Annotated in this window: 23 protein-coding genes; 10 read left to right on the top strand and 13 right to left on the bottom strand. The window is 64.9% G+C overall.

Going from position 1 to position 23960, the window contains the following annotated elements; all coding sequences use genetic code 11:
* Positions 1-153: 153 nt before the first annotated feature.
* From EN862_RS26350 to EN862_RS26330, 5 genes are all read left to right on the top strand, one after another.
* Positions 154-1152 carry an ABC transporter ATP-binding protein gene (locus EN862_RS26350; protein WP_127866422.1) on the top strand — a complete coding sequence of 333 codons (999 nt, stop codon included), beginning with the start codon at positions 154-156 and terminating at the stop codon, positions 1150-1152.
* Positions 1153-1207: 55 nt separating this feature from the next.
* Positions 1208-2173: an ABC transporter permease gene (locus EN862_RS26345; protein WP_127866421.1), complete on the top strand. Its 966-nt coding sequence runs from the start codon at positions 1208-1210 to the stop codon at positions 2171-2173.
* Complete coding sequence (locus EN862_RS26340; protein ID WP_126062953.1) at positions 2163-2978, top strand: ABC transporter permease; 816 nt, start codon at positions 2163-2165, stop codon at positions 2976-2978. The genes EN862_RS26345 and EN862_RS26340 overlap by 11 nt, the downstream gene beginning before the upstream one ends.
* Before the next feature lie 103 nt (positions 2979-3081).
* Positions 3082-4509 carry a gamma-aminobutyraldehyde dehydrogenase gene (locus EN862_RS26335; RefSeq protein WP_127866420.1) on the top strand — a complete coding sequence of 476 codons (1428 nt, stop codon included), beginning with the start codon at positions 3082-3084 and terminating at the stop codon, positions 4507-4509.
* A gap of 195 nt (positions 4510-4704) precedes the next feature.
* Positions 4705-5190, top strand: a complete 486-nt coding sequence (locus tag EN862_RS26330; protein WP_127866419.1) for an ester cyclase — start codon at positions 4705-4707, stop codon at positions 5188-5190.
* A gap of 135 nt (positions 5191-5325) precedes the next feature.
* On the opposite strand, the gene EN862_RS26325 is transcribed toward EN862_RS26330, so the two are convergent.
* From EN862_RS26325 to EN862_RS26280, 10 genes are all read right to left on the bottom strand, one after another.
* The gene (locus EN862_RS26325; protein WP_127857839.1) at positions 5326-5640 is read right to left on the bottom strand and encodes a hypothetical protein; all 315 of its coding nucleotides are present in this window, start codon (positions 5638-5640) and stop codon (positions 5326-5328) included.
* Positions 5641-5681: 41 nt separating this feature from the next.
* Positions 5682-6044, bottom strand: a complete 363-nt coding sequence (locus EN862_RS26320) for a nuclear transport factor 2 family protein (RefSeq protein ID WP_127866418.1) — start codon at positions 6042-6044, stop codon at positions 5682-5684.
* Between the two features lie 79 nt (positions 6045-6123).
* Complete coding sequence (locus EN862_RS26315) at positions 6124-6597, bottom strand: carboxymuconolactone decarboxylase family protein (protein ID WP_127866417.1); 474 nt, start codon at positions 6595-6597, stop codon at positions 6124-6126.
* A 98-nt stretch (positions 6598-6695) separates the two neighbouring features.
* On the bottom strand, positions 6696-8249 hold the full coding sequence (locus tag EN862_RS26310; protein WP_127866416.1) for an alpha/beta fold hydrolase: 1554 nt from the start codon (positions 8247-8249) through the stop codon (positions 6696-6698).
* Positions 8250-8389: 140 nt separating this feature from the next.
* Positions 8390-8677, bottom strand: a complete 288-nt coding sequence (locus EN862_RS26305; RefSeq protein WP_127866415.1) for a formate dehydrogenase subunit delta — start codon at positions 8675-8677, stop codon at positions 8390-8392.
* On the bottom strand, positions 8667-9497 hold the full coding sequence (gene fdhD, locus EN862_RS26300) for a formate dehydrogenase accessory sulfurtransferase FdhD (protein ID WP_127866414.1): 831 nt from the start codon (positions 9495-9497) through the stop codon (positions 8667-8669). Before fdhD ends, EN862_RS26305 begins: the two co-directional genes overlap by 11 nt.
* A 2-nt stretch (positions 9498-9499) precedes the next feature.
* Positions 9500-12412, bottom strand: a complete 2913-nt coding sequence (gene fdhF, locus EN862_RS26295) for a formate dehydrogenase subunit alpha (RefSeq protein ID WP_127866413.1) — start codon at positions 12410-12412, stop codon at positions 9500-9502.
* Positions 12413-12422: 10 nt separating this feature from the next.
* Positions 12423-13979: an NADH-quinone oxidoreductase subunit NuoF gene (locus EN862_RS26290; protein ID WP_127866412.1), complete on the bottom strand. Its 1557-nt coding sequence runs from the start codon at positions 13977-13979 to the stop codon at positions 12423-12425.
* Positions 13976-14455 carry a formate dehydrogenase subunit gamma gene (locus EN862_RS26285; protein ID WP_126079698.1) on the bottom strand — a complete coding sequence of 160 codons (480 nt, stop codon included), beginning with the start codon at positions 14453-14455 and terminating at the stop codon, positions 13976-13978. Before EN862_RS26285 ends, EN862_RS26290 begins: the two co-directional genes overlap by 4 nt.
* A gap of 193 nt (positions 14456-14648) precedes the next feature.
* Positions 14649-15548: a LysR family transcriptional regulator gene (locus tag EN862_RS26280; protein ID WP_127866411.1), complete on the bottom strand. Its 900-nt coding sequence runs from the start codon at positions 15546-15548 to the stop codon at positions 14649-14651.
* Between the two features lie 159 nt (positions 15549-15707).
* On the opposite strand from EN862_RS26280, the gene EN862_RS26275 reads away from it, so the two are divergent.
* A complete protein-coding gene (locus EN862_RS26275; RefSeq protein WP_127866410.1) occupies positions 15708-16349 on the top strand; it encodes a DUF47 domain-containing protein in 642 nt (213 codons plus the stop codon).
* 3 nt (positions 16350-16352) lie between these two features.
* Entirely contained in the window at positions 16353-17357 is a 1005-nt protein-coding gene (locus EN862_RS26270; RefSeq protein ID WP_127866409.1) for an inorganic phosphate transporter, read from the top strand.
* Positions 17358-17370: 13 nt separating this feature from the next.
* Here the strand turns inward: EN862_RS26270 and EN862_RS26265 are convergent, their stop codons facing one another.
* Entirely contained in the window at positions 17371-17748 is a 378-nt protein-coding gene (locus EN862_RS26265) for a VOC family protein (protein WP_127866408.1), read from the bottom strand.
* 201 nt (positions 17749-17949) lie between these two features.
* Here EN862_RS26265 and EN862_RS26260 point away from each other — a divergent pair, with 201 nt between their 5' ends.
* Entirely contained in the window at positions 17950-19122 is a 1173-nt protein-coding gene (locus tag EN862_RS26260; RefSeq protein WP_127866407.1) for an Mrp/NBP35 family ATP-binding protein, read from the top strand.
* Positions 19123-19140: 18 nt separating this feature from the next.
* Here EN862_RS26260 and EN862_RS26255 read toward each other — a convergent pair whose 3' ends face one another.
* Positions 19141-19590: a carbon monoxide dehydrogenase subunit G gene (locus EN862_RS26255; RefSeq protein ID WP_127866406.1), complete on the bottom strand. Its 450-nt coding sequence runs from the start codon at positions 19588-19590 to the stop codon at positions 19141-19143.
* Positions 19591-19741: 151 nt separating this feature from the next.
* Between EN862_RS26255 and EN862_RS26250 the strand changes: the two genes are divergently transcribed.
* Together EN862_RS26250 and EN862_RS26245 are read left to right on the top strand one after the other, a co-directional pair.
* Entirely contained in the window at positions 19742-21547 is a 1806-nt protein-coding gene (locus tag EN862_RS26250) for an IlvD/Edd family dehydratase (protein WP_127866405.1), read from the top strand.
* 129 nt (positions 21548-21676) lie between these two features.
* A complete protein-coding gene (locus EN862_RS26245) occupies positions 21677-22075 on the top strand; it encodes a hypothetical protein (RefSeq protein WP_127866404.1) in 399 nt (132 codons plus the stop codon).
* Between the two features lie 177 nt (positions 22076-22252).
* Here the strand turns inward: EN862_RS26245 and EN862_RS26240 are convergent, their stop codons facing one another.
* Positions 22253-23842 (bottom strand): trimethylamine methyltransferase family protein, encoded by a 1590-nt coding sequence (locus EN862_RS26240; protein ID WP_127866403.1) that lies wholly within the window; start codon positions 23840-23842, stop codon positions 22253-22255.
* Positions 23843-23960 lie beyond the last annotated feature (118 nt).

Raw genomic sequence — 23960 nt, 5'->3', positions numbered from 1 at the left:
GTGGGGAGGGTCGACGCGTAGCGTCGGGGTGGGGGCTGTCTGATCGGTTCGCGCCAGTCACCCCCACCCGCGGCTTCGCCGCGACCTCCCCCATCGAGAGGGAGGTAGGGCGTCGCGCATCCTCTCTAAACCGGCAACGAAACGAACAGGCCCATGACCTCTGCCGTTTCCTTCAAACAAGTCTCGCGCCATTTCGGCAGCGTGCGCGCCGTCGATGCGGTCGATCTGGAGATCGCCGCGGGCGAGTTCTTCGCCATGCTCGGGCCGTCCGGATCCGGCAAGACGACGTGTCTCAGGCTGATCGCCGGCTTCGAGCAGCCGACGGCAGGCTCCATCTCCATCTTCGGTGAGCGTGCCGAAGGCGTTCCGCCCTACCGCCGCAACGTCAACACCGTCTTCCAGGACTATGCGCTGTTCCCGCATCTCAACGTCTTGGACAACGTCGCTTACGGCCTGATGGTCAGGGGTGTCGGCAAGGCCGAGCGGCTGAAGGCGGCGGAAGAGGCGCTGTCGCTGGTGCGTCTGCCGGGCTACGGCGCGCGCCGCCCCGGCCAGCTCTCCGGCGGCCAGCGCCAGCGCGTCGCGCTCGCCCGTGCGCTCGTCAACCAGCCCAAGGTGCTGCTGCTCGACGAGCCGCTCGGCGCGCTCGACCTCAAGCTGCGCGAGAACATGCAGGAGGAATTGAAGTCGCTGCAGAAGGCGCTCGGCATCACCTTCGTCTTCGTCACCCATGACCAGGGCGAGGCGCTCTCCATGGCCGACCGCGTCGCCGTCTTCAACGACGGCAGGATCATGCAGGTCGGCACGCCGGAAGATATCTACCAGCGGCCGAACACGCGCTTCGTCGCCGATTTTGTCGGCTCGTCCAACGTGCTGCCGCCGGATTTCGTCCAGCGCTATTCCGGCCAGCATCGCTGGGGGAGCCTGCGCCCGGAGTCGATCCGCGTCTCCAGCGCGACCAGCGGCAACGGCGTCGCCGCCCGCCTGGTCGGCACCAATTATCTCGGCGCCACCACAAGGCTGGCGCTGGATGCCGATGGGCTGAGACTGCATGCGGTGGTGCCGGCGGGCACCGCGCTGCCGGCGGAAGGCGAAGCGGTGATGCTGACCTTCAATCGCGACAGCCTGCATCTGATGGATGAGCCGGCATGAAGAAGGTTTGCGCGAGGGCGAAGGATCGCGGCTTCCGCCTGTACACGGTGGCGCCATGACCATCGCCGCCGTTCAATCCAACCCCACCCCTGCCATCCTGCCCGGCAACGGTGGCCTGCGCGGCGCGCTCTCAGACCTGTTCTGGCGCCGGCCGAAATTCCTGCTCACACTGATGCTCGCCCCGCCGCTGCTTTGGCTCGGCATCGTCTATATCGGCTCGCTCTTTGCCTTGCTGGCGCAGAGCTTCTTCTCCATCGACGAGTTCTCCGGCCTCATCAACCGCGAGTTCACGCTGAAGACCTATGGCGACCTGTTCCAGGCCGCCAATCTCGACATCATTCTGCGCACGGTGACGATGGCGGCGCTGGTCACGCTCGCCTCGGCGATTATTGCCTTCCCCATCGCCTATTACGCGGCGCGCTATGCGCGCGGCCGCTGGAAGGCGCTGTTCTATCTCGGCGTCATGCTGCCGCTGTGGTCGAGCTATCTGGTCAAGATCTATGCCTGGAAGCTGATCCTCGCCAAGGAAGGCATCCTCACCTGGCTGCTGGCCAAGCTGAACCTGCTCTGGCTGCTCGATGCCTGGCTGTCGCTGCCGGTCGTCGGCGGCAACTCGCTGTCGGTCTCCTTTACCGGCACCTTCATCGTCTTCGTCTATGTCTGGCTGCCCTTCATGATCCTCCCCGTTCAGGCCGCGCTCGAGCGGGTGCCCGGCAATCTGGTCGAGGCCTCGTCCGATCTCGGCGCCTCGCCTGGCCAGACCTTCCGCAACGTGCTCTTCCCGCTGGCGCTGCCCGGGATCGTCGCCGGCTCGATCTTTACCTTCTCGCTGACCTTGGGCGACTACATCATCCCGCAGATTATCGGCACCTCGCGGCTCTTCATCGGCCAGGCCGTCTATTCGCAGCAGGGCACGGCCGGCAACATTCCTTTGGCCGCCGCCTTCACCGTGGTGCCCATCGTCATCATGGGCTTCTACCTCTGGGGCGCCAAGCGCATGGGGGCTTTCGATGCGCTCTGACCGTGGTCAACGTGCTCCGCTCGGCCTGAAGATCGCCGCCGCCTGCGGCCTGCTCTTCCTGCATCTGCCGATCCTGTTGATCTTCGTCTACGCCTTCACGACGGAGGAGAAGAGCTTCGTCTGGCCGCCGCCCGGGCTGACCACCCAATGGTTCGCCGTCACCTGGAACCGGCCGGACGTCTGGGATGCGCTGTCGCTGTCGGTCCGCGTCGCCGCCATCTCGACGGCGATCGCCCTGGTGCTGGGCACGCTCTGCGCGGCGGCCGTCTCGCAGACCCGCTTCTTCGGCCGCGAGGCCATCTCGCTTTTGGTCATCCTGCCGATCGCGCTGCCCGGCATCATCACCGGCATCGCGTTGCGCTCGGCCTTCTCGCTCGCCGACATCCCGTTCTCGTTCTGGACGATCGTGCTCGGCCACGCCACGTTCTGCGTGGTCGTCGTCTACAACAACGCTGTCGCCCGTTTCCGCCGCACGTCAGGCTCGATGATCGAGGCCTCGATGGATCTCGGCGCCGACGGCTTCCAGACTTTCCGGCATGTCGTGCTGCCGAACATCGCGACCGCGTTGCTGGCCGGCGGCATGCTCGCCTTCGCGCTGTCCTTCGACGAGGTCATCGTCACCACCTTCACCGCCGGCCAGCAGCAGACCGTGCCGATCTGGATGCTGGAGGAACTGATCCGCCCCCGCCAGCGTCCGGTCACCAATGTCGTGGCCATGGTCGTCGTGCTGGTGACGCTGCTGCCGATCCTCTTTGCCTATTACCTGACCCGCGACGGCGACCAGATCGCGGGGAGCGGAAAATGAAAACAGCGAGTAGCGAATAGCGAGTAGCGAACAGGGTTCGGCTGTCGATCTCCCTATTCGCTATTCGCTACTCCCTATTCGCTCCTAATCAGGGAGAAACCCAATGGACACCCAGATGCTCATCGGCTCGAAATTCGAGAAGGGCACCGAAACCGAGGAGCCGATCCTCAATCCAAAGACCGGGGCAACGATCCTCAACCTGCCGGAGGCGAGTCCGGCGCAGATCGAAGCGGCAGTCGCTGCGGCCGAACAAGCCTTCGTCAGTTGGTCGCGCACCACGCCGGCGCAGCGCTCCGGCTACCTGCTCAAGATCGCCGACCGCATCGAGGCGGAAGCCAAGGAGTTCGCCGCGCTCGAGGCGCTGAATTGCGGCAAGCCGATCAATGCCGTGCTCAATGACGAGATTCCGGCGATCGTCGACTGCTACCGCTTCTTTGCCGGCGCGGTGCGCTCGATGCCCGGCCAGGTAGCCGGCGAATATATTGCCGGCCACACCTCGATGGTGCGGCGCGACCCGATCGGCATCGTCGCCTCGATCGCGCCCTGGAACTATCCGCTGATGATGATGGCCTGGAAGCTGGCGCCGGCGATCGGCGGCGGCAACACGGTCGTCTTCAAGCCGTCCGAGCAGACGCCGCTGACGTCGCTGAAGCTGGCGAAGATCCTTGCGGAGGTGCTGCCCGAGGGCGTCGTCAACGTCGTGCTCGGCCGCGGCGACAGCGTTGGCAACACGCTGATCAACCATCCGAAGGTCAAGATGATCTCGATCACCGGCGACGTCGCCACCGGCAAGAAGGTGCTGCAGGCGGCCGCCAAGTCGGTCAAGCGCACGCATCTGGAGCTCGGCGGCAAGGCGCCCGTCATCGTCTTTGACGACGCCGACCTCGGCGCCGTGGTCAGCGGGTTGCGCGCCTTCGGCTACTACAATGCCGGCCAGGACTGCACCGCCGCCTGCCGCATCTATGCCGGCAAGAAGATCTACGACAAGCTCGTCGCCGATCTCTCTTCCGCCGTCTCGACCATCAAATACAACCAGCCGGACGACACCGAGAACGAGATCGGCCCGCTGATCTCGCGCCGCCAGCGCGACCGCGTCTCGAGCTTCGTCGAGCGCGCCTCGGAACTGAAGCACATCGAGATCACCACCGGCGGCAAGCCGGGCGAGGGCTCCGGCTTCTACTACCAGCCGACGGTCGTGGCCGGTGCGCTGCAGGAAGACGAGATCGTGCGCCGCGAGGTGTTCGGCCCCGTCGTCTCCATCACCCGCTTCTCGGATGTCGACGAAGCGGTGAACTGGGCGAACGACAGCGACTACGGCCTTGCCTCGTCGGTGTGGACCAAGGATGTCGCGCGCGCCATGGCGACCGCCGCCCGCCTGCAATATGGCTGCACCTGGATCAACACCCACTTCATGCTGACCAACGAGATGCCGCATGGCGGCCTGAAACAGTCCGGCTACGGCAAGGACATGTCGCTTTACGCGCTGGAAGACTACACCGCCGTCCGTCACGTGATGGTGGCGCACGGCTAGCGCTCTACCTCTCCCCTTGTGGGAGAGGTCGGATTGCCCCGATTTGCTCTTCGCAAATCGGTTTGGCAATCCGGGTGAGGGGTAAGCTTGGCACCAAGCTGGAACACCCCTCATCCGACCGAGCTTCGCTCGGCCACCTTCTCCCACAAGGGGAGAAGGAGACGGAGGCAAGCATTCAACCGAGGGAGGAAAACAATGCAACGCCGCCAATTTCTGACATCAGCAGCCGTCGCCGCCACGCTTCTTGCCGTGGCGCCGTCCTTCGCCGCCGACACCGCGCAGTCGGTGATCGAAGCCTATGTCGCGGCCTGGAATGCGCATGACTCGACCAAGGCCGCCGGCTACTTCGCCGAAGACGTCACCTATTACGACGCGTCCGTCGGCAAGCCGGTCACCGGCAGGGACGCCGCCAAGACAGGGGTCATCGACAACTTCCTGAAAGCCGTTCCCGACGCCGTTTGGACGATGAAGGGCAAGCCGTTGGTCGACGGCGAGCGCGTCTCCTTCGAATGGGAGTTCTCCGGCACCAACACCGGCGCCTGGGGAGACGGCACCACAGCGACCGGCAAGAAATTCTCCATCACCGGCGCGTCGATGTTTTCCATCAAGGACGGCAAGATCGCGACCCAGAGCGACTATTACGACGCGCTCGGCTTCTACAAGCAGCTTGGCCTGATGTAGGGCGCCTTCCCTTTGCCCCGTTCACGGGGAGAAGGTGGCCCGAAAGGCCGGATGAGGGGCAGCGCCAACTTTGCGGAAGCTGGCTCCGCCCCTCATCTGCCTGCCGGCATCTTCTCCCCAGAAGAACGCAGACTACTACTCAACGATGCGGTAGATATTCCACAGGCTGGTGCCCGACACGACATAGGGCTCCAGCTCCTTGCCCCATTTGGCGTGCGCGTCGATCTTGGCGATCTTGGCGAAGAACGCCTCCAACTGGGCCAGGCTTTCGACCTGATGATGGGCCTCGATCGTCGCTTCGCGCGCGCCGACAGAACCGGTCATGAGCTGGAACTTCAGGTCGGCGAGCCCGACCTGCGAGCCGATCTCGCGCTCCCATTTCCGCATCAGCTCGAGCGCGGTCTGCTTGTGACCGAACCTGGCGTCGATCTGCCATCTGGCGCTGAACATCTTGGTTCCTCTCTGTTTCGCAGAAAACGTCCAATCTTGACCTACTCGTCCCAGGCCTGCACGACCGTCTGCCGTGAGATGCGGCCGTTCTTCAGCTCCAGCATCGCCGCGCAGAACACCTTCGTGCCGTCCGGATAGGCGCAGGCCTGGGTGAAGGCGAGGCTGTCGCCCTCGGCGATGGTGGTATCGACCTTGTGGATCATCGCCCGGCTGCAGATGTCGTCCCAGAAGGTGCTGATGGCCGCACGCCCGCGGATCTCGCGCGGCTTGCTCGGCGGATTGTTGCGGTCGATCACCCGCACGACCGCATCATCGTTGTAGAAGCTCGACAGCATCTTGCCGTCGCGACCTTCGATCGCTCTCTTGATCGCGGCGCCGTCCACTGTTTGTGTCTTGGTCAGCATTTCATCCTCCATGTGCCCGTTCTTCAGGCGATATATGGGCGAAGCCCTGCCCAGCGAACATCGCCGGGCAGGGAACTCCTCACTGCGACTTGGCCTTGACGGCGGCGAACAGGTCGTCGGTCTGCTTCTTGAAGGTGGCGAGATCGACCTGGCTGCCGTTGAGCATCGTCGACCAGTGTCGCACGATCGCCGCCATCGCGATGGCCTCCTTGATCTCCTCGTCGCTCGCGCCGTTGGCCTTGGCGGCCAGCGTGTGGAAATAGATGCAGTATTGGCAGGGGATCTGCGATGCTACCGCGAGGCCCAGCAGTTCCTTGGTCTTGCCGTTAAGCGCGGTGTTGGGATTGAGCTGCACGCCCTTGATTTCGGCCCAGGCGCCGGCCACCGCGACATCCGGCAGCGTCTTGAACATGTCGGGCACCGTGCCGAGCGTGGCCTGGATGTCCTTGTAGGCGGCGGTGGCCGTAGCGTCTTCGGCCCGCGCCGGGGTGATGGTCAGCAATGCGCCTGCCGCAAATGCCAGCAATCCGATCTTGCGATTGAGTTTCAGCATTTCATCCTCCATTCGCAGCGCCTTCCTGGCTGCCTGCATGGGGAGAACTGATACCTCTTACGGCGTCCCGACCGCTTCGCCCGAAAGCGCCATAGCTCTCATGGCCCGTCCGAGCCAGCATGTCTGGCCGAGAATGCCGCCGCAGCCGCCCGCGACGGCAGGTCGAGCTTGAGCAATATGTTGGCGACGTGCCGCTTGACCGTATGCTCGCTGAGGTCGAGTTCGGCGGCGATCGCGGCGTTGCTCTTGCCGTCGGCGATCAGGCTCACCACCTCGCTCTCGCGAGCCGTCAGCGTTGCCGGTTCGGCCGGCTTGGGCTTGGGGCGGCAGGCCGGCTCCAGATGCTGTTCGGCCGTCACCTGCACCAGCGGCAGCGGCTCGTCCAGTTCGTCGAGGCTGATACGCCCGGCATCGATGAAATGCAGCCCGGAGCCCGCTGCCAGCTCGGCCACCAGCCTTGAGCAGAGGATGTTACCGCGCTCGGCATGGGCGGCAAGCTGCATGGCCACACGCGCCGTCAGCCCCGTAGGTGGCCCGCGCATCTCGACCTCGCCGACATGCACCCCTTGCGCGCTCGCCACGCCGATCTCCTGCGCCGCCTCACGCAGCAGCGCCGCGCAGCGTACGGCGCGGGCGGGGCCGTCGAAACGCGCGATCATCAGCTCGCCATGCGTTCCGGCGATGCGGCCGCCATGACGTCCCACCAGCATGCGCCAGTTCTCCTGGAAGCGCAGGCTGCGTTCGCTCCACAAGCGGTCGCCAAGCCGCGCGGTATCGTAGATGCGCGTCACCAGCAGCGCGGCAAGCACGCGCTCTACATCGGCCACCGCTGGCTCTCCGGTCAGGAATTCCTCGATCAGGTCGGCCACGCGGTCGACGTCTCCGGTCCAGATCGGGTGGTCGCGCCCCGAAATCTCGACCAGGCGGGCGCCGGGGATCTTCCTGGCCAGGAAACGGCTGGCGTCGGGGTCGACACGGGCGTCGTTGCGGCGATGGATCAGGTATGTCGGCACGCTGATCGTCCCGAGCATGTCGCGCACGTCTATGCCGGCATTCATCCGGGCAAGGGCGGTCGCGGCCGTCGGGCTGGCCGACAGCCGCTCGAACCGGGCCCACCACTGGGTGAAGTGGGTATCGTCGACCCGGCCCGGCGCGAAATTGGGCAATGTGGCGCCGGTGCCCCAGGACGTTTCCGCGGTTTCGATGAATGCTTCCAGCCGTTCCGGCGGCATCACCCATTTGTGGAAATGCGCATAGCCGCCGTAGAGCACCAGCGCCCGAGTCCGCTCGGGATAGGTGGCGGCGAACAGCATCGCCATCGGCGCGCCTTCCGAGGCGCCGAGGATCGCCGCACGGCCGCTGCCGGTGGCGTCCATCACGGCACGCACGTCGTCCATGCGCGTCTCGAGGCTGGGCAGGTCGCGGGTGTCGACGCGGTCGGAAAGGCCGGTGCCGCGCTTGTCGAACAGGATCAGCCGCGAGAAGGCGGAAAGCCGCTTCAAGAGACGGCTGTAACCTTCGTCTTCCCATTGCAGGTCGAGATTGGAGATGAAGCCCGGCACGAAGACCAGATCGAACGAACCTTGGCCGATCACCTGATAGGCGATCCGCACATCCCCGCTACGGGCGTATCTGGTCTCGATAGGCCTCACGCAACTATCCCGCCCGGCCAGACGATCTCCTGCCGTCGGACCTTAGCAGAAGCAGCCCGCTTCCGGCATACAAACTTTAGAGAGTTAAAATGTAAGACCTCGTTGCCGGGTTATTCGGCTGTCGGCGCGACCCTCCCGGTTTATGCCTGCCTTGCGTAACCGATGCTCTTGTCGGCCTGCTCCGCCGTCGGCGGTCGCTTGATCTTGGCCGAGGCTGCGATCACGAGGTCGTCGAAATGCTCCGTGCCGGCGTCCAGCATCTCGAACAACTGCCGCCGCATCCTGGGCTCCCAGAACTTATTGATGTGCTCGGCCAGCCCGGCAATGCCTTCCTCGCGCGGCTTCGAATGGAAGAAGGTGGCGATCTGGTTGGCCATGCGCACCAGCTTTTCCCTGGTGCTCGCGATGTGGTCTTCGTCATGCGACATGCTTGGCAACTCCGGAAACCACCCGTTCCGGGTGGGTGAAAATATCGAAATCATCGCCGCGCACCAGCGCCACCAGCGTCATGCCGGCGGCATCCGCCGTGCGGATGGCAAGCGCGGTCGGCGCCGAAACCGCCATGACGATCGCGGCGCCGATGGCGGCCGTCTTCTGCACCATCTCGACCGACACGCGCGAGGTCACCACGACCGCACCGCTCGAACCGTCGATGCCGGCCTTGGCCAGCGCGCCGGCAAGCTTGTCCAGCGCGTTGTGGCGGCCGACATCCTCGCGCGCCATCACGATGCCCTTGCCGGGCAGGTAGAAACCCGCGGCATGCACCGCGCCGGTCTCGGCGTGCAGCGGCTGAACCTTCGACAGCAACCGGACGGCGCTGGTGATGTCTTCTGCTTGAAGCGTAAGTCGCGACGCACCAACCGCGTCGACCGAGCGCATCGCCTCCTCGATGGATTCGATGCCGCACAAGCCACAGCCGACAGGTCCGGCCAGCCGGCGCCGCCGCGCCTGGAAGCGCGTGTTGGCCTGGTCCTTCAGCCTGATCTGGATATCGATGCCGGCGCCGAGATCCTCGACCCCGATCGCCTCGATCTCGTTAGGGTCGGCGATGATGCCTTCCGTCAGCGAGAAGCCGAGCGCGAAATCCTCGAAGTCGGCGGGGCTCGCCATCATCACGGCATGCGTTGTGCCGGCAAAGGAGAACGCCACCGGCGTCTCTTCCGGCACCATGCGGTTCGCGGCAGCGGTGCCGCCGGCGCGATGCGCCAGCCGCGAGATTTGCGTCGTGGCTTTGCGCCGCGCGGTCAAGACTACTCCGCCGCCGCCAGCGGAGCGATGCGGCGGCTCTGGCGCGCCTGCTCGTTATAGTCCTTCTGCCAGTCGGTCGGGCCGTTGGACGGCGCCACCTGCACGGCGGTGACCTTGTATTCCGGACAGTTGGTCGCCCAATCCGAGAAGTCGGTCGTGATCACATTGGCCTGCGTGTCCGGGTGGTGGAAGGTCGTGTAGACAACACCGGGCGAGACGCGGTCGGTGATCAGCGCGCGCAGCGTGGTTTCGCCGGAGCGGCTCGCCAGCCGCACCCAGTCGCCTTCGCGCACGCCGCGGACTTCCGCGTCATGCGGATGGATCTCCAGCCGGTCCTCGGCATGCCACGTGACGTTTTCGGTGCGCCTGGTCTGCGCGCCGACATTGTATTGCGACAGGATGCGACCAGTGGTGAGCAGCAGCGGATAGCGCGGGCCTGTCCGTTCGTCCGTCGCCACATACTCGGTGCGGATGAACTTGCCCTTACCGCGCGCGAAGCCGTCGACATGCATGATCGGCGTGCCAAGCGGGGCCTTCTCGTTGCAGGGCCACTGCACCGAGCCGACGCGGTCGAGCAGCTCGAACGAGACGCCGGCGAAGCTCGGCGTCGTCTTGGCGATCTCGTCCATGATTTCGGACGGATGCGTGTAGTTCCAGTCGAGCCCGATGGCGCGGGCAAGCTCCTGCGTCGCCTCCCAGTCGGCGTAGCGCGCCTTTGGTTCGATGACTTTGCGCACCATGTTGATGCGGCGCTCGGCATTGGTGAAGGTGCCGTCCTTCTCGAGGAAGGTCGAGCCCGGCAGGAAGACATGCGCGTAGTTGGCCGTCTCGTTGAGGAAGAGGTCGTGCACGACCACGCATTCCATCGCGGCAAGGCCGCCGGCGACATGCTTGGTGTCGGGATCGGACTGCAGGATGTCCTCGCCCTGGATGTAGATGCCCTTGAACGAGCCGTCGACGGCGGCGTCCAGCATGTTGGGGATGCGCAGGCCGGGCTCGTCGTCGAGCTTCACGCCCCACAGGCTCTCATAGATGTCGCGCACGGCTTCGCCCGAGATGTGGCGGTAGCCCGGCAGCTCATGCGGGAACGAGCCCATGTCGCACGAGCCCTGCACGTTGTTCTGGCCGCGCAGCGGATTCACGCCGACGCCCGGACGGCCGATATTGCCGGTCGCCATGGCAAGGTTCGCGATCGCCATCACCGTGGTCGAACCCTGGCTGTGTTCGGTGACGCCGAGGCCGTAATAGATCGCGCCATTGCCGCCCTTGGCGTAAAGGCGCGCAGCACCCCGGATCGCTTCCGGGTCGAGGCCGGAGAGCTTGCCGACCGTCTCCGGGCTGTTTTCCGGGAGCGCGACGAAGGACGCCCAGTCCTGGAACTCGGCCCAGTCGCAGCGCTCGCGGATGAAGGCTTCGTCGAAAAGGCCCTCGGTGACGATGACATGCGCCAGGGCCGTCAGCACCGCCACGTTGGTGCCGGGCTTCAGCGGCAGGTGATAGTCGGCCTCGACATGCGCCGACCTGACCATCTCGGTGCGGCGCGGATCGAGCACGATCAGCTTGGCACCCTGGCGCAGCCGCTTCTTCAGCCGCGAGGCGAAGACCGGATGGGCGGAAGCCGGATTGGCGCCGATGATCATGGCGACATCGGTGAATTCCACCGAATCGAAATCCTGCGTGCCGGCCGACGTGCCGTAGGTCTGGCCGAGCCCGTAGCCGGTCGGCGAATGGCAGACGCGGGCGCAGGTATCGACATTGTTGTTGCGGAAGCCCTGCCGCACCAGCTTCTGGACGAGGTAGGTCTCCTCATTCGTGCAGCGCGAGGAGGTGATGCCGCCGATCGCGGTGCGTCCATACTGATACTGGATGCGGCGGAATTCCTTCGCCGTATGGGCGATCGCCTCTTCCCAGCTCACCTCGCGCCACGGATCGGAGATCTTCTCGCGGATCATCGGCGACAGGATGCGGTCCTTGTGAGTGGCATAGCCGTAGGCGAAACGGCCCTTGACGCAGCTATGGCCGTGGTTCGCCTTGCCGTCCTTGTAGGGCATCATGCGGATGACCTCGTCATCCTTCACTTCGGCCTTGAACGAGCAGCCGACGCCGCAATAGGCGCAGGTGGTGACGGCCGAGCGCTCCGGCATGCCTTTTTCCAGCACCGTCTTCTCGCGCAGCGCGTCGGTCGGGCAGGCCTGCACGCAGGCGCCGCAGGACACGCATTCCGAAGCGATGAAATCCTCATGCATGCCGGCGACCATGCGCGATTCGAAGCCGCGGCCCTCGATGGTCAGCGCGAAGGTGCCCTGCACCTCTTCGCAGGCGCGGACGCAGCGCGAGCAGACGATGCACTGCGCCGGGTCGTAGGTGAAATAGGGGTTGGATTCGTCGCGGGCGATGTAGTCGACCGCCAGCGAGCCATGGCCGGGCGCGACGCCGCCCTTATCCTTGACGTGGTTGCGGCCTTCGGTGCCGTAGCGGTTTTCGGTCAGCCCGACCGACTTCGCCAGCGCGTCGAACTCACTGGCGCCGGTGCCGGCCTTCTCGTTCCAGCCGCTCGGATGGTCGGAGACGTAGAGTTCCATGACGCCGCGGCGGATCGCGTCGAGCCTGTCCGACTGCGTGCGCACCACCATGCCTTCGCCGACCGGCGTCGTGCAGGAGGCAGGCGTGCCGCCGCGCCCTTCGATCTCGACCAGGCAGACGCGGCAGGAGCCGAAGGAGTCCAGCATGTCGGTGGCGCAGAGCTTCGGGATCTCAACCCCGCCTTCCATCGCCGCGCGCATGATCGAGGTGCCTTCCGGCACCGTGATGCTCTGCCCGTCGACGGTCAGCGTGACCTGCTTGGTCGCTTTCGACTCCGGCGTTCCGTAGTCGATCTCTTCGATGAGTGTCGGGAAGTCGGCCTTGATGTTCATCTGCCAGCTCCTATTCAGCCGCCACGCGCGCCGGCGCGGGCTTGAAATCCTCGGGGAAATGCGTAATCGAGCTCATCACCGGATAGGGCGTGAAGCCGCCCAGCGCGCAGAGCGATCCGAACTTCATCGTGTTGCAGAGGTCGGCGACCAGGGCGAGGTTCTTCTCCGCCTCGATGCCCGCGGCGACCTTGTCCAAAACCTCGACGCCGCGCGTCGAGCCGATGCGGCAGGGCGTGCACTTGCCGCAGCTTTCGATGGCGCAGAACTCCATGGCAAAGCGCGCCTGCTTCAGCATGTCGGCCGTGTCATCGAACACGGTGATGCCGGCATGGCCGATCAGTCCGTCGCGCTTGGCGAATTCCTCATAGTCGAAGGGCGTGTCGAACAAAGCGCGCGGGAAATAGGCGCCGAGCGGCCCGCCGACCTGCACCGCCTTCACCGGACGGCCCGAAGCCGTGCCGCCGCCGATCTCGTCGACGATCTCGCCGAGCGTCAGGCCGAAGGCCGTCTCGAACAGCCCGCCCTGCTTGACGTTGCCGGCGATCTGGATCGGGATCGTGCCGCGCGAGCGGCCCATGCCGAAATCCTTGTAGTAGGCGGCGCCCTTGTCCATGATGATCGGCACCGAGGCCAGGCTGATCACATTGTTGATCACCGTCGGCTTGCCGAACAGGCCCTGGATCGCCGGCAGCGGCGGCTTGGCGCGCACCACGCCGCGCTTGCCCTCGAGGCTGTTCAAGAGCGAGGTTTCCTCGCCGCAGACATAGGCGCCGGCGCCGACGCGGATTTCCATGTCGAAGGCGTTGGGCGAGCCCAGCACATTGAGCCCGAGCACGCCCGCCTTGCGGGCGATCGCGACGGCCTTGTTCATCGTCGCCACCGCATGCGGATATTCCGAGCGGATATAGACGAAACCCTTGGTCGCGCCGGTGGCGATGCCGGCGATCGCCATGCCTTCGATCAGCACGAAGGGATCGCCTTCCATGATCATGCGGTCGGCGAAAGTGGCGCTGTCGCCTTCGTCGGCATTGCAGACGATGTATTTCTGGTCGCCCGCCGTATCCAGCACCGTCTTCCACTTGATGCCGGTCGGGAAGCCGGCGCCGCCGCGACCGCGCAGGCCGGACTCGGTCACTTGGCTGACGACATCGGCCGGCGCCATGGCGACCGCGTTCTGCAGGCCGCGCAGGCCGCCAAGCGACTTGTAGGCATCGAGCGACAGCGGGTCATTGATGCCGCAGCGCGCGAAGGTCAGCCGCGTCTGCTTGGCGAAGAAAGGGATCTTGTCGGGCGCGCCCAGCCAGCGCTTGTGATGGCCGCCGGTAAGAAAACCGCTATCGAACAGGCTTTTGACGTCGGACGGCTTCACGGGTCCGTAGGCGACGCGGCCCTTGTCGGTTGCCACCTCGACCATCGGCTCCAGGAAATAGGCCCCGCGCGAGCCGTTGCGCACGATCTTGGCCTCGACGCCGCGCTCCTTGAGCTCCTTCTCGATCGCCCTGGCGACCTTCTCGGCGCCGAGCGCCAGCGCGCCGGAATCTGCGGGGACATAGATGCGCGGGATCATGAACGCACCTCCGCGACGATCTCTTCGATCTTCTCGTCATCGAGCCGGCCGATGACTTCGCCGTCGAGCATCGCCGACGGCGAGCAGGCGCAAAGCCCGAGGCAGTAGACCGGCTCCAGTGTAACCGATCCGTCGCGCGTGGTCTCGTGGAAATCGATGCCGAGCAGTTGCTTGACCTTGGCCGCGACGGCGTCCGAGCCCATCGACTGGCAGGCTTCCGCCTGGCAGAGCTTCAGCACATGCCGCCCGGCCGGCTTGGCGCGGAAATCGTGATAGAAGCTGACCACGCCGTGCACTTCGGCCCGGGAGAGGTTCAGCCCGTCGGCGATGACCGGCAGCGCGTCCTTCGGAACGTATCCGAACTCTTCCTGTATGCTGTGCAGGATCGGCAGCAGCGGACCCTCGAGGCCCTTCATCTCGTCAATGATCGCCGCCGTGCGCGACGCGATCTCGGTACTTGCGGCCTGCATGGTCACGCAGCGCCCTCCCTGGTCGTAGCGGCCAATGTATGTCACCCCAGGATATAGAGCGGTTTCGGGGCAACGACATGCATAGGACGCAATATCGCTAAGTCCTTACGAAATCAGAGGAAACCTCCGAAATCAATAAAGCGCTCCCGTCGATCGATAGAAATTTTCTATCAAAAAGCGGCGGCTCGCATTCTCTAGCCTAGCGATGACGACGGAAATCGTCTGCCAGCGCCATCGCCTCGTCCAGCAGCGCCTGCACCAGCGGCGTGTGCGGCTCGCGCGGCGCCGCCACCAGGCCGACCGTGTGGCTGGCGTCCGGCTCGACGATCGGAATGGCCCGGATCGGCTCGGAAAAACCGAACGTTTCCGCGAGGTTGAGCGGCATGATCGACGACCATTTGCCTGTACGGATATGCGAGAACAGCACGATCATCGAGTTGGATTCCAGCGTCGGCCGCACCTGCACGCCGGCTTCCGCCAGATGCTGGTCGATGATGCGCCGGTTCTGCATATCCGGCGTCAAAAGGCAGAGCGGCAGCTGGCTGATCTCGGCCCATGTCACTTTGTCGCGATCGGAATAGGGGTTCCCGACCGCCGTGATCAACTGGTAGCGCTCGTCATAGAGGGGCACGCTGATGACGCGCCCAAGCGGCTCGTTGTCCAGATAGGTGATGCCGGCATCGACGTCGAAATTGCCGAGCAGCGACAGCACCTCGATCGAGGTTCGCGACAGGATGGAGAAGGTGACGCCCGGATGCTTTTCGCGGAACGGCGTCGTCAGCCGCGCCACCATCGCAAGGGCGGTTGGGACGGCGGCGATGCGGATGCGGCCGGAGAGGCCGCGGCGCGCCGCCCGCATCTCCTCGCGCATCGTCCTTGTGTCGCCGACGATGCGGCGCGCCCAGCCCAGCACCTGCGTTCCTTCCGGCGTCAGCCCCTGGAAGCGCGAGCCGCGCAGCACCAGCATGACGCCGAGCTGCTCCTCGAGCTGCTTGATGCCGGCCGACAGCGTCGGCTGGGTGACGCCGCACACCTCCGCCGCCCGGCCGAAATGCTCTTCCTTGGCCAAAGCGATGAAGAATTCCAGCTTGTCGATCATGCCATCCGATCCACCACGGTTTAACCCAGGGTCGGAGAAATCGCTTTGCCGCGCAAGACGCCCGCGCAATCGGACCTCGTCCACATTTTTGAGCCGGCTATCTGTTTTCCCGCGCCGCGCATGGCGCTATGTGGGATAGGCGAAGGCAAGGAGGACGAGATGCTGGGCTGGTTTCGCAAGCTGTTGCCGCGCGAGGATCGCTTCTTCGATCTGTTCGAGCGGCATTCGCGCACCGTGGTCGGCGGCGCCGAAGCCCTTCAGCAGCTTCTCGGCGGCAATGACATCGACCGCTGGTGCCAGAAGATCGTCGATCTCGAGAACGAGGCTGACGGCATCACCGCCGAGGTGCTGCTCGCCGTCAGGCGTTCCTTCATCACCCCTTTCGATCGCGGCGACATCAAGGATTTGATCCAGTCGATGGATGACGCCATCGACATGATGCACAAGACCGTCAAGACGGTGAAATTGTTCGAGGTGAAGGCGTTCGACCCGCTGATGCGGGAAATGGGCGGCGTCATCGTCCAGGCTGCCCGGCTGGTCGCCGAGGCGATTCCGCTGCTCGGCAAGGTCGGCACCAACGCAGCGCGCCTGAACGCCATCGCAGAGGAAGTCATGCGCGTCGAAGGCCGCGCCGACGACCTGCACGAACAGGGCCTCAAGGATCTGTTCAGGCATCACGGCCGCAACGACCCGATGGCTTACCTGATCGGCTCGGAGATCTACGGCCAGTTGGAAAAGGTGGTCGACCGCTTCGAGGACGTCGCCAACGAGATCAGCGGCATCGTGATCGAGAACGTTTAGGCGATGGACGCCACGATCGCTTTTCCGCTGCTGATCGGCCTCGTTGCCGTGGCCCTGTTCTTCGATTTCCTCAACGGCCTGCACGACGCCGCCAATTCGATCGCGACCATCGTCTCCACCCGTGTGCTCAGGCCGCATTATGCGGTGTTCTGGGCGGCTTTCTTCAATTTCATCGCCTTCCTGTTCTTCGGCCTGCATGTAGCCGAGACGGTGGGGAAAGGCATTGTCGACGCCAGCATCGTCACGCCGGCGGTGATCTTCTCGGCACTTGTCGGCGCCATTGTCTGGAACATCGTCACCTGGGTCGCCGGCATTCCGTCGAGCAGCTCGCACGCGCTGATCGGCGGGCTGGTCGGCGCCGGCGTCGCCAAGGCCGGAACCGGCGCCATTGTCTGGTCGGGACTCGGCAAGACGGTCGCGGCCATCGTGCTCTCGCCGGCGACCGGATTTGTGCTCGCGCTGGTCCTGGTTCTCATCGTCTCCTGGCTGTTCGTGCGCCAGACGCCGTTCGCCGTCGACAACACGTTTCGCGTGCTGCAGTTCTTTTCCGCCTCGCTCTATTCGCTGGGACATGGCGGCAACGACGCGCAGAAGACCATGGGCATAATCGCCGTGCTGCTCTATTCGCAAGGCATGCTCGGCCAGAGCTTCTACGTGCCGCTATGGGTGGTCCTCGCCTGCCAGTCGGCGCTGGCTCTGGGCACGCTGCTCGGCGGCTGGCGCATCGTCCACACAATGGGATCGAAGATCACGCGGCTGAACCCGATGCAGGGTTTTTGCGCCGAGACCGGCGGGGCCATCACGCTTTTCGCCGCCACCTGGCTCGGTGTTCCGGTCTCGACCACCCACACCATCACCGGCGCCATTATCGGTGTGGGCGCCGCCCGCCGCGTCTCCGCCGTGCGCTGGGGCATTGCCGGCAACATCGTCGTCGCCTGGGTGATCACCCTGCCGGCGACGGCGGCGATTTCAGCGCTCACCTATGTCGCCACCAGGCTGGCCGCTTAGCCTCGCGGCGAGGCTATTTGTCGACCAGATTCAGGATGTTGCCGTCGGGATCCTTGAACCAGGCGACCTTCATGCCATAGCCGACATGGATGTCGCCCTCGAGCGTCAGGCCGGGCATCTCATAATGCTCGAAGGTGACGCCTTTCGACTTCAGCGATTTGACGATGGGTTCGATCTCGTCGCCGACCGTCCAGGTCAGCGCCGTCGCCTTGTTCGTGCCGGCGAATTGCGAATGATAGACATTGATGAGCGTGTCGCCGCTCTTGTAGACGATCAGTTCGCCGCCCATCTCGTCCACCTGGCGGAGACCCAGCGTTCCCTCATAGAAAGCCTTGGCTTTCTCCAGATCCTTCACCGCGAGATTGGCTGTCGCATTGCTGTTTTCGAGCATGACGATCTCCTTCACAGCTTGTCGTGATGGCAAGGCAGATAGCGCGGGCGGCCCGTTTGGCCATGACAAGGCTCGAATGCCGATCGGGAGATCCGACACCGTCCGTCGCTTTCCGGGGCACGCCGGGTAAGCCGTTGCGCCATGGCTTGGTTCTGGCGGGAAACTGCACTATCTGGAACGCCAAATACCGAGGAAAGATTCATGATCGTTACCAAGGAATCCGTCATCGAGCGCCTGAAGACGGTCAACGGGCCGGACTTCACCGGCAACATCGTCGATCTCGGCATGGTCTCGGAGATCTTCATCGCCGATTCCAAGGTCTTCTTCTCCATCACCGTTCCCGCCGCCCGTGCCCAGGAGCTGGAGCCGCTGCGCGCCGCGGCCGAGCGCGCGGTGAAGGCCATTCCCGGCGTCGCCAGCGCCGTCGTCGCGCTCACGGCCGAGAAGAAGGGCGGCGGCATGGAAGCGCCTGTGCCGCCGCGTCCGGCAGCACCGAGACCCGCGACCCCGCAGCCGGCGCAGCGTCCCGCGCCGCAGGCGCCGGCCTCGCACGGCCATGGCCGGCGCGGCGTGCCCGGCATCGACGCCATCATCGCGGTCGCCTCGGGCAAGGGCGGCGTCGGCAAGTCGACCACCGCGGTCAACCTCGCGCTCGGCCTCGCCGCCAACGGCTTGAAGGTCGGTGTGCTTGACGCCGACATCTACGGGCCGTCGATGCCCAGATTGCTCAACATCCATGGCCGGCCGCAGACCGTCGACGGCAAGATCCTGAAGCCGATGCAGAATTATGGACTGAAGGTCATGTCCATGGGCTTCCTCGTCGATGAAGAGACGCCGATGATCTGGCGCGGCCCGATGGTGATGTCGGCGTTGACGCAGATGCTGCGTGAGGTCGAATGGGGCGCGCTCGACGTTCTGGTGGTCGACATGCCGCCCGGCACCGGCGACGCCCAACTCACCATGGCGCAGCAGGTGCCGCTCGCGGGTGCCGTCATCGTCTCGACGCCGCAGGACCTGGCGCTGATCGATGCCCGCAAGGGTCTCAACATGTTCAAGAAGGTCGACGTGCCGCTGCTCGGCATCGTCGAGAACATGAGCTACTTCCTCGCGCCCGACACCGGCAAGCGCTACGACATTTTCGGCCATGGCGGCGCGCGCCGCGAGGCCGAACGCCTTGGCGTCACCTTCCTCGGCGAGGTGCCGCTGGAAATGGGCATTCGCGAAAGCTCGGACGCCGGCGCGCCGGTCGTCGCCTCCAAGCCGGAGGGCGCCGAGGCGAAGATCTATCGCGACATCGCCTTGAAGGTCTGGGATCGGGTCCGGGAAGAACGCGGCGCGGCCGAAGCCGCGGTGCCCAGCATCGTGTTCGAATAACCCCTTTTCCCTAAGGGGTCAGGCGCCGACCTTCTCCCCGAATGTCGAGAAGAACTGCCCCGCCAATTTCTTCGATGTCGACTGGATCAGCCGGCTGCCGAGCTGCGCGATCTTGCCGCCGACCTCGGCCTTGGCGGCGTATTTGAGCACCGTCGCATCCGGCCCGTCCTCGGTCAGCGTCACATCGGCGCCGCCCTTGGCGAAACCGGCTATGCCGCCCTTGCCTTCGCCCTGGATGGTGTAGGAATGCGGCGGCTTGAGGTTCTTGAGCGTCACTTCGCCGTTGAAGGTCGCCTTGATCGGCCCGATCTTCAGCACCACGGTCGCCGCCATCTCGGTGTCTGAGCTCTTTTCCAGGCTCTGGCAGCCCGGAATGGCTTCCTTCAGGATCTCCGGGTCATTGAGGGCTTCCCATACTTTCTTGACGGGTGCGGCGATACGCTCCTCGCCTTCGATCACCAAAGCCATCAAGACCTCCCGGATTTGCTGATGCCGATTGGTCGTAGCGCGCGGGCCGCGACAAGTCTATCGCACCAAAGTCCGGGTCCCGGCAGCACCTGCCTCTTGCTTGCGCTCGCGCGTTGTCCTATCGATTTGTCATACAAATACGGAGACCACCATGGCAGGCGCCCCCACCAAGAAAAAGAAATTTCGCTCGCAGGAGTGGTTCGACAACCCCGACAATCCGGGCATGACGGCGCTCTATCTCGAGCGCTACCTCAATTACGGCCTGACGCGCGCCGAGCTGATGTCGGGCAAGCCGCTGATCGGCATCGCGCAGACCGGTTCCGATCTTTCGCCCTGCAACCGCCACCACCTCGAGCTCGCCAAGCGCGTGCGCGAGGGCATTGTCTCGATGGGCGGCATCCCCTTCGAGTTCCCGTGCCATCCGATCCAGGAGACCGGCAAGCGCCCCACGGCCGCGCTCGACCGCAACCTTGCCTATCTGAGCCTCGTCGAGGTGCTTTACGGCTATCCGCTCGACGGCGTCGTGCTCACCATCGGCTGCGACAAGACCACGCCGGCGCTGCTGATGGCGGCGGCCACCGTCAACATTCCGGCCATCGCATTGTCGGTCGGCCCGATGCTCAATGGCTGGCACAAGGGCAAGCGCACCGGCTCCGGCACCATCGTTTGGGAATCGCGCCAGCGCCTGTCGGCCGGTGAGATCGACTATGACGAGTTCATGGATATCGTCGCCTCCTCGGCGCCGTCGACCGGTTATTGCAACACCATGGGCACCGCCACCACGATGAACTCGCTGGCCGAGGCGCTCGGCATGCAGCTGCCTGGCTCGGCCGCCATTCCGGCGCCCTACCGCGAGCGCGGCCAGATCGCCTACGAGACGGGCAAGCGCATCGTCGACATGGTGCATGAGGACCTGAAGCCGTCCGACATCATGACGCGCCAGGCCTTCGAGAACGCCATCGTCGTCAATTCGGCGATCGGCGGCTCCACCAATGCGCCGATCCACCTGAACGCGATTGCCCGCCATCTCGGCGTGCCGCTCGACAATGACGACTGGCAGAAGATCGGCCTCAACGTGCCGCTGCTCGTCAACCTGCAGCCGACCGGCGAATATCTCGGCGAAGACTATCACCACGCCGGCGGCGTGCCGGCGGTCGTCGCCGAACTGATGAAGGGCGGCCTGCTGCCCCATCCCGACGCCATCACCGTCAACGGCAAGTCGATGGGCGATAATTGCCGGGATGCCCTCAACGAGAACCACGAGGTCATCCGCAGCGCCGACAAGCCGCTCAAGGCCAATGCCGGCTTCATCAATCTCAAGGGCAATCTGTTCGATTCCGCCATCATGAAGACCAGCGGCATCTCGCCCGAGTTCCGTGAGCGTTATCTGTCCAATCCGAACGATCCAGAGGCTTTCGAGGGCAATGCCATGGTCTTCGACGGGCCGGAGGACTACCACGCCCGCATCGACGATCCGGCGCAGGGCATCGACGAGCACACCATCCTGTTCATGCGCGGTGCCGGTCCGGTCGGCTATCCGGGCGGCGCCGAGGTGGTCAACATGCAGCCGCCGGCCTACCTCATCAAGAAAGGCATCCATTCGCTGGCCTGCATCGGCGACGGCCGCCAGTCCGGCACGTCCGGCTCGCCGTCGATCCTCAACGCCTCGCCGGAAGCCGCCATCGGCGGCGGCCTCGCGCTGCTCAAGACCGGCGACCGCGTCCGCATCGACCTGAAGAAGGGCACGGCCAACATTCTCGTCAGCGACGAGGAGATCGCCAAGCGGCGCGCCGCGCTGCAAGGCAATGGCGGCTATCACTATCCCAAGCACCAGACGCCGTGGCAGGAGATTCAGCGCGGCATGGTCGACCAGTTCTCGGCCGGCATGGTGCTGAAGCCGGCGGTGAAGTACCAGGACGTCGCGCATACCAGCGGCGTGCCGCGCGACAACCACTGAAATTTTAGTCGACTAAATCTTGAGGGCGGCTCGCCATCGGCGGGCCGTCCTTTTTCGTGCCCTTGTCTCGGCCACGCTCAGCCCACAGATAAGGTCGAGCTCGGCAGGCTGCGAAGGGGAGAGATCATCGTGGCGAAACGGCGTTCTTCCCTTGGCTTTCTCGGCATGTTCGGCCGCTCCGGCGACCTGCGGCAGTTGGATGACGCCTTGCGCGCGGCGGACCTGCATCCTGCCCTGGTGCCCGAAGGCGTAAAGCTCACCATCGTCAATCTGATGAACGACCGCTGGCCGGACGAGCCGCCGGCTGACGCGTATCAATCGGTGGCGCAGCTTTGCGGCTATTGCGTCGCCGGGCCGGACGTGTTCGAGCAGGCCAATGGCCGTGAGCCGACCTTGGCGGTCGAGCGCCGCGTCGAGGCGGCGCTCGAAGCGGGCGACAGTTTCGATGCGCAGATCGTGCTGATGGCGCTGCACGCCAAGCTGATCAACCCAGAAGTGGTTGAGCGATACGGGTTGAGGGCCGATTGACTGGCAGGCAGGAGACGTTGAGATTCAGGTCAGGCCGAGTCGGAGTCGAAGACGGGCGCGAAGCGACCAAACAAGGTGGTTTCCGAGAACCGGAGCGGAGCGTACTTAAGTACGTGAGCACCGGAAGCGCAGGAAACCGCCATTTGCAGGCCGGCCTCACCTGAATATCAACGCCTCCTACCCGCCCATGCCGCTGCGCGGCAGCTTAATCATCTCGCCGAAGCGGGCGCGCAGCTTATCGTCGAGAATGCGCGAGACATGGCGCGGGAACCGCTCCGCAAGCACGCGCTTCTTCTCCGCGATCGCCCGCGACAGGATGTCGGGGCGGCCCTTTTCGTTCCATTCCTTGGGCGAGAAACGGTCGCCGACGGCGGGATAGAAGTACTCGGTCTGCATCAGCTTCAATGTCTGATCGTTGCCGAGATAGTGGCCGGGGCCCTTGAGGCAGACCTCGGCGATGGTGTCGATCGACAGTGCGTCGTCAGTCACCTCGATGCCGCGCACGCAGCGCAGGCAGTGGCCAAGCATGTCGTTGTCGATGATCAGGCTTTCCAGGCAGAAGCCGAGCAGTGAGGCATGCATGCCGGCCGATTCATAGACCAGGTTCAAGCCGGACAGTCCCGCCATGACATTGGTGATGCCTTTCTCGTAGCCCGCCTGGATGTCGGGCAGCTTGGAGTCCGACATGCCGGCGGCCGAGCCGCCGGGCAGGTCGTAATATTGCGCCATCTGCGCGCAGGCCGCGGTCAGCACCGCCTGCTCGGCCGAGCCGCCGGACATGGCGCCGGTCCTGAGGTCGGAGACGAAGGGCCAGGTGCCGAAGATCGCCGGATGTCCGGGCTTGATTGCGTTGACATAGACCAGGCCCATCAGCACTTCCGCCACCGCCTGCACGACCGCGCCGGCAATCGCCGCGGGTGCCGTGGCGCCGGCCTGGCCGGCGGAGAGCAGCAGGATCGGAATGCCGCCTTCGACGCAGGCTTCGAGCACGCCGCAGGCGTCCTCGGCGAACTTCATCGGCGGCACGACGAAGCAGTTCGAGTTTGAGACGAACGGCCGCGCCCGGAAATTCTCCTCGCCGCCGGCGATCGCATAGAGCATCTCCAGCGCCGGCTTGACGTTCTCACGCACGGTGAACGAGGTGCCGACATGCTTCGACGTCCCCATCACACAGGCGTAGAGCGTGTTGAAATCCATATCGAGCGGGTCGGGAATGTCGCGCGGCACCATGGTGCGCTGGAAGAAATGGATGTTGTCCAGCCCGTCGACGAGACGGGCGGCGTCATAGAGATCCTGCAGCAGCGATTCGCGGTATTCGCGCTTCTCGACATCGACCAGATGCACCGCCGCGCCCGCCGTGCCGTAATGCACGCGTTTGCCCTGGATCACCATGTCGTGCTTGGGATCCTGGCCGTAGAGGGTGAAGTTGCGCGCCGCCCTTTTGATCGTGTCCAGCACCAGCGCGCGCGGCAGCCGGATGCGACCGTCGTCGCCATAGATGCCGCCGACCCGGGTCAGCGCTTCGATGCAGGACGGGATGGCGTTGGCGAAGCCGACCGTCTCCAGGAGCGTCAGTACCGCTTCGTGGATGCGTTCCTGGTCGTTCTGGCTCAATGGCCCGTAGCTGCCGCCTTCAAGCCCCGCCCGCACCGGGCGGATGTCGTCGGCCAAAGGTGCTGCCCGCATCGCGCGGCGCGCTTCGCGCCCGCCGGAACGCCGCGAACGCTGGTCCGACGACGTTTCCTGCTTCTCGAGAGCCACTGACATGGAAGCACTCCACTTTATCTTTATCCGCGAGGCGGGACACGGGTGGTTGGTCCACCATTGGCCTGCCTCGTCCCCTTATGGCCCGACTATGCCGCCGGCATTGGTGCAGCCTATGGGC

It is taken from the genome of Mesorhizobium sp. M2E.F.Ca.ET.219.01.1.1 (genome assembly GCF_004016445.2).
In the GTDB taxonomy this organism is placed as follows: Bacteria; Pseudomonadota; Alphaproteobacteria; order Rhizobiales; family Rhizobiaceae; genus Mesorhizobium.
Note: the sequence above shows the minus strand (reverse complement) of the source record. Positions and strands in the feature narration are given on the sequence as shown.